The sequence below is a fragment of the Mycobacterium sp. TH-M106 genome (assembly GCF_057473765.1).
The window spans coordinates 1-5685 of record NZ_JBYCLE010000128.1 but is presented as its reverse complement, the minus strand read 5'-3'; the positions used below and the strand labels follow the sequence as shown (position 1 = coordinate 5685).

At 65.9% G+C, this 5685-nt stretch carries 6 protein-coding genes; all 6 read right to left on the bottom strand.

Translation table 11 applies throughout. The features are described 5' to 3' along the window. Positions 1-104: 104 nt before the first annotated feature. Positions 105-848: an ATP-binding protein gene (locus tag AC2VOP_RS04575; RefSeq protein WP_343708902.1), complete on the bottom strand. Its 744-nt coding sequence runs from the start codon at positions 846-848 to the stop codon at positions 105-107. Beyond that, on the bottom strand, positions 845-1633 hold the full coding sequence (locus AC2VOP_RS04570; protein WP_486959843.1) for a Mu transposase domain-containing protein: 789 nt from the start codon (positions 1631-1633) through the stop codon (positions 845-847). Before AC2VOP_RS04570 ends, AC2VOP_RS04575 begins: the two co-directional genes overlap by 4 nt. A gap of 123 nt (positions 1634-1756) precedes the next feature. Further along, positions 1757-2776, bottom strand: coding sequence for a tyrosine-type recombinase/integrase (locus tag AC2VOP_RS04565; RefSeq protein WP_428900183.1), 1020 nt, complete (start codon positions 2774-2776; stop codon positions 1757-1759). After that, complete coding sequence (locus AC2VOP_RS04560; protein ID WP_428900182.1) at positions 2763-3737, bottom strand: tyrosine-type recombinase/integrase; 975 nt, start codon at positions 3735-3737, stop codon at positions 2763-2765. Before AC2VOP_RS04560 ends, AC2VOP_RS04565 begins: the two co-directional genes overlap by 14 nt. Beyond that, positions 3734-4975, bottom strand: a complete 1242-nt coding sequence (locus AC2VOP_RS04555; RefSeq protein WP_428900181.1) for a tyrosine-type recombinase/integrase — start codon at positions 4973-4975, stop codon at positions 3734-3736. Before AC2VOP_RS04555 ends, AC2VOP_RS04560 begins: the two co-directional genes overlap by 4 nt. 94 nt (positions 4976-5069) lie before the next feature. Further along, on the bottom strand, positions 5070-5685 hold a 616-nt coding region (locus AC2VOP_RS04550), incomplete at its 5' end, for a transposase (protein ID WP_486959842.1).

Below are 5685 nucleotides of genomic sequence, written 5' to 3'. Positions count from 1 at the left end.
TGATTGGTGGGCCGCTGGGCCGGTGTGGGGCGAGCCGCATGCGTCGTGGGCTGGGTAGTGCCGGTGGGACGGGCCAGCTGGTGGTCCGCCCCACCGGCGGCTGGTCAGCCGGGCAGGCCGAAGTGCTTGCGCATTGATTCGTCGCAGGTCAGCACGGTGGCATGGGCGTTGGTGGTGATGCGATCGATAATCGCGTCGGCGAGAATCTTCTCCTCCATGCGGTCGTGCCACTGGCCGGGCGGCAGCTGGGTGCAGTAGATCGTCGATGCCGTCTTATGCCGTCGATCGATCAAGGTGTGCAGCTGCTGAATCTGCTGGCGGCTCGGCGTGGTGAGGAACCAGTCATCGATGATCAACAACTCCACCTTGACCAGGGTGTCCAGGCAGCGTTTGCGCTCCCCGGTGCGTTCGGCGATGGTGAGCCGGTCGAACAGTTCACCGGCCGGCAAGTAGAGCACACTGCGGTATTGCTGGCAGGCCTTGTTGCCCAGCGCGCAGGCTACATAGGTCTTCCCGGCGCCGGTCGGGCCCTGCAGGATTACGTCCTGACGGTTTTGCAGGTAGTTGCCGACGGCGAGGCGGGCGATCAACTCGGCATCCACGTTGCGGCCGGGCATGGCTTTGATGTCAGCGATGTCGGCGGCGGGTTGGGCCAGTGCTGCGTGTCGGCGCAGTCGGTGCAGCTTGCTGTTGCGGCGGCGTTCGTATTCCCAGTCGACGGCCATCTTGACCATCTCCGGGCCGGTGGGCGGTTGCGCACCGGTGACGGTGGCGAGGTTCTCGAAGTACTCGGCCATGCCTGACAGGCGCATCGCCTTGAGCCTGTCCAAGGTCTGCACGTCGATCATGATTGGCCCCCGCTCTGGCCGTAGTAGTCGGCGCCGCGCACGAAGCCGGCGTTACCGAGGGACGCCACCGGTGGTGGATCGGCAGGTTCCCAAGCGGCCCATAGCTTCTTGATCAGCGTGTAGGACGGTGCCGGTGTCGCGCCCAGCGCCCGGCCACAGGTGTCTTCGAGCCGAGCCGCACCGCCTTGGCGTTTGGCCAATGCCATCACCCCCAGACACGACCGGTAGGACTGCTCGACGATCTTTCGGGAGGCCAGGATCGCCTGGATCGCCGCCACGGTGTTCGGGCCGATGGCCGCCGCCCACTGCTCGAAGCGGGCCGGGCTCCAGTCGGCCAGTCGGTGTCGATGCCCGGCAGGCATGTGCTCGGCCACGGTGGCATACCGGCCGCGAACACCTTTGAACCGGACATGACACGCCACGCGTTCGGTGCCGACGAAGACCTCCACGGTGCCCGAGGTCAGGCGCACATCCAGACTGCGCCCGATCAGCGTCGATGGCACTGAGTAGAAATTGCGGTCCACTTGAATGTGATAGTTCGTTCCTGCCTTGGCTTTTCGTAGATCTGCCAACTCGAACCGCACCGGCGGCAAGGGATGCAGCAGTGGCTGCTCGTCTCGCAGGAATACGATCTGCCTGGAGTCCTCCCGCTTCTGAAACGGCCGCGCGTTGATCGCCTCGACCACATCAAAGATGGCCTCGTTCAACTCGGCCAGGCCCACGAATCGCCGATCACGCAGCACCGCGGCGACCTGGTTGGCGACGAACCGCACGCTGCCTTCCACGACCGGCTTGTCACATTAATCCCGAACTCGGGATTATCGAGACTATCCCGAGGATTTGGTTATCCCGAGTGTCCGGCGTTGATGCAGGTCGAAGCCGTCTGTGGCACTGATTCCTCGGGATAACTATTTGAGCCCGGCGAGTTGCAGGATCAGGGTGTCGTCTCCTTTCCAGATCGGGGTGGGTTCGGGTGTGGTGCTGCCTGCCTTCTGGATTGCGTCCCGGACCATCTGATTGTCCGCTGAGGCGTAGATGCTGGTGGTGACGATGTTCGCGTGGCCGAGGAACTCCTTGATGTGGGGCAGCGGCACCCCGGCCCGAAGCATCTGCATGGCGCGGGCATGCCGGAGTTGGTGGGCGTGAACGTGTTCGGGGATCTCGGGGCAGGCCGCACGCGCTGTTGCAGCATGCTTGTTGAGCAGATAGGCGACGTTGTCCTGGCTCATCGGGTAGCGCCTCCCGGACCGGATGGTGAAGAACAACAAGGCGTCGACGTCGCACCGGCCAGGATGAAATAGGTTCAGGTATTGGTCGAGGTGCCGGCCGGTCTTGTCCATGATCGGAACCACCCGGGTCTTTCGGCCTTTCCCGGTCAGTGTCACGCGGCCGGCTCCCGGTGTGGTGACGATGTCGGCGACGGTCAGGTCGAGGACTTCCTGGACGCGGGCGGCGGCGTCGAACATCAGCAGGATCATGGTGGTGTCCCTGACGTTTCGGCTGCCGTTTTGGCTGGGTGCTCGGATCAGCGCGTCGACGGCGGTCATGCTCAACGCGTCGGGCGTGCGGGCAGGGGTGCGGGCGGGTCGGGTTTGTTTGACGTCCAGCCAGATTTCGACGAGTGCCGGATCCTCTCCCGCGCAGTAGCACAGGAACGATTTGATGGCGGCCAGCCGCTGGTTCGCCGAGGACGGGCTCAGGTTGCAGGTGTCGAGTAGCCATGTGGTGAAGGCGGTGATGGTGGCCCGATCGATGACCTCGAAGCTGACCTCGGCCAGCTTCACCTGCCGTGTCTCGGCGAGGTAGGTCAGCAGCGTGTTGATCGCCGTCTTGTAGGAGCGGATGGTGTGCGGGCTGAGCCTGCGCGCGCGGGGAAGGTGGACGGTCAGCCAGCTGCGCACCAGGGTGAAGAACTCATCGGCTGCCATGGGACGCCTCCGGCAGGACGGACTCGATGACGGTGTTGGCCAGTGCGCGCAGGTCGGGGTGAAAGTCGGCGGCGAGGTGGAAGTAGTACCAGGTGTCCTCGGTGTTGGCGTGCCCCAGGTGCAGGCTCAGATACGCGACGAGCGCTTCGGGGTCTTGCCCGGCGCGGGCCCACGTGTTGATGATCTCGATGACGTGGGCGTGGCGCAGATCGTAGGGCCGCGGCGGCGACCCTGGGGCGGCCGCGACGGCTGGGTCGGCGGCGTTCAACAGTTCGTGGAACCAGTAGTTGATGCTGGAGTGGTTATAGAACTGTCCCCGCCGGTTCGGGAAGAACGGCACCCGATCCAGGTGATACGCCCTGATCGCGGCGTCGTAGCGCCGGCAGTAGTCGTGCAGGTCGGTGGACATGAAAACTAGCCGGTCGATGTGGCCTTTGGACTCGCGGATCCGTACCGCGCCGTGCGCGAGGTCGACGTCGTTGCGGTGCAGCCTGCGGGCCTCGCCCGGTCGTAGGCCCAGGCAGTAGATCATCCGGAAGATCACCGGGATGATCAGGTGTCGCCGGCCGCCGAATGGGCTGGCCGCGATGCGGTCGGCGGCGTCGAAGATCGCCCGCAGCTGGTCATGGGTGAAGATGTGCGGCCGGTAGCGGACTTGCTTGCCGGGGATACCGGGCGGGATGACGTACGCGGCCGCGCCGAGGCCCGCCATGTGTTTGGCCAGCTGCCGAACCGGGGTGATCCGCCGCATCTGGGCGTTGACGTGCTCGCCGGGCCGGCCTGCGGCCCATACCGTCGCCATCTGGCGGGTCAGCACGTCCTGCCCGGGATAGTCCCGCGCGCACATCGCGTCGAAGGCGCGTAGGTGCCGTTCGGAGGTCTGATAGGGCAGGCCGAGCGCGTGTTTGAGTTCGAGCAGGCTGCTGATGGGGGCGGCCAGGCCGCTGATGAAACCGGTCATGACATCGCCGCCGGTTCGATGCCCGTGAAGTCCAGGCAGCAGGCCCGCATGCGTTCCTCGTCCGCGGCGAGATAGTGCTTGGCAGAGCCGATTCCCCGATGCCCCAGAGCGCCGGATATCACCGGCAGCGGTGTGTCGCCTTCGAGCATCCGGGTCGCCAGCGATGCTCGCAGCACGCGAAAACCGCGGCCCGCGCCGCCCTGCGCAGGGATCCGGGTGCGGGCAAAGGCCCGGGCCGCGACGTGATACAGATCGTTGACCGGTGACAGGGCGGTGAACGGCGCCTTGGTTCGCAGGAACACGTGCTCGTCGGCGGCACCGGCGGGCCTGCCGTGCAACAGGTAGCCGGCGATCGCGTCACCGACATCGGCCAGCAGCGGCAGCGTCAACACCGTCCCGGTCTTGTGCTGGGTCAAGGTGATCTGTCCCTGCCGCCAATCAATATCACCCAGGCGCAGACCGACGATGTCGACGGGGCGCAGACCCGTCCTGGCCGCCAACAGCAGCAACGCCCGGTCGCGAAGCCCTTGCCCTGTGGTCGGATCCGGGGAGTTGACCAGCTGCTCGATCCGATCAGTGGCCAGCACCGCCACCGACCTGCGACGCCGAACGAACATCGCTGGCACCGCCGCGGACAGTCCCGCGCGGCAGCCGGCATCCTCCAAGAAGCGGCACAGCACCCGCAACGCCGACACCACGGTCCGCATGCTCCCCGCCTGGTAGCGACTGCCGAGAAACACCACCGCAGCCGATACGTCCGCGCGCGAGAGGCCCTCGATAGCGGACACACCACGCTCGGGCAGCCAGGCCAGCACCGTGCGGGACACCGTCGCATACAGCTCCCGCGTCGCCACCGCCAGCCTGCGATGATCGAGCCACGCCTCGAACTGCTCCTGAACCGGCCGGAACGCAACGTTCAGCACGTCATTCGGGTGCGACCGGCGCGACTGCCGCCACCGGTACGAACCCGTCACCGCCACCTCGGCCAGCACCAACGCCGACTTGCGCAGCAACTTGCGTTTCCAATCCTTGATCCGCCCCTGCCGGTGCTCCTCGGCCACGAACCGTAAGAAGGACGCGACGACATCGTCTGTGACCTCGTCCGCGCCCTCGCGTGAACAGAACGACTCGAACTGCGACCACGCCCACCGGTACTGCCACAACGTCGACGGCGCATGCCCCAGCCCGGCAACCACGTCGTCTGCCCGCCCGACCACCCCGCCCACAGATTCGCTCATTTGCTGCTCCTCTCGAGATACACGACAGAGACGGGCAGCGTAAGCATGAATAGTTATCCCGAGGAATCAGTGCCACAGACGGCTTCGAGCTGCATCAACGCCGGACACTCGGGATAACCAAATCCTCGGGATAGTCGCGCGGCCGCTTGACCCTGGCCGGGATGATCGCGGTGCGGTAATGCTCGGCCAGGCTGGCATAAGCCGGGTTCAGCGCTGGTTCGTACCGGTCGGCCCGCGATACGCCGGTGCGAAGGTTGTCCGGGACCAGCAGTCGGGCCGTGCCGCCAAAGGCCTCGAATGCGTGCACATGCGCATCGATCCACGACACCAGCGTCATATCGGTGAACGCCTCCACATACGTGAAGGCCGAAAACGACAGTGCGGCCACGAACAGCCACGCCTCGGTCGCCGCACCGGTCAGCGGGTCGGCGAAGCTCATCGCATCACCGGCCCAGTCGACCTCGATGGATTCGCCCGGGGTGCGCACGATGCGCATCGAGGCCCCCGTCGCGGCCACCCAGCGGCGGTACTGTTCGTTGAAGAACGAGTACCGATACGGCACCCCACCACTGGCCCGGCACGCCGCGACGTACTCATTCCACAACAGCAACAGCGTCACCGACGGGCGCCCGAGTTCGCGGTGCACATGCTCGAAATCCGGTGCCACACGGTCTGAGTCCGGCCTGATCGGTGCGGGCAACAACCGGTGG

What these genes read in the sequence shown, in the direction of transcription:
- AC2VOP_RS04565 (WP_428900183.1), bottom strand. Translation starts at nt 2,776, where the DNA reads ATGGCAGCCGATGAGTTCTTCACCCTGGTGCGCAGCTGGCTGACCGTC.
- AC2VOP_RS04560 (WP_428900182.1), bottom strand. Translation starts at nt 3,737, where the DNA reads ATGACCGGTTTCATCAGCGGCCTGGCCGCCCCCATCAGCAGCCTGCTC.
- AC2VOP_RS04575 (WP_343708902.1), bottom strand. Translation starts at nt 848, where the DNA reads ATGATCGACGTGCAGACCTTGGACAGGCTCAAGGCGATGCGCCTGTCA.
- AC2VOP_RS04555 (WP_428900181.1), bottom strand. Translation starts at nt 4,975, where the DNA reads ATGAGCGAATCTGTGGGCGGGGTGGTCGGGCGGGCAGACGACGTGGTT.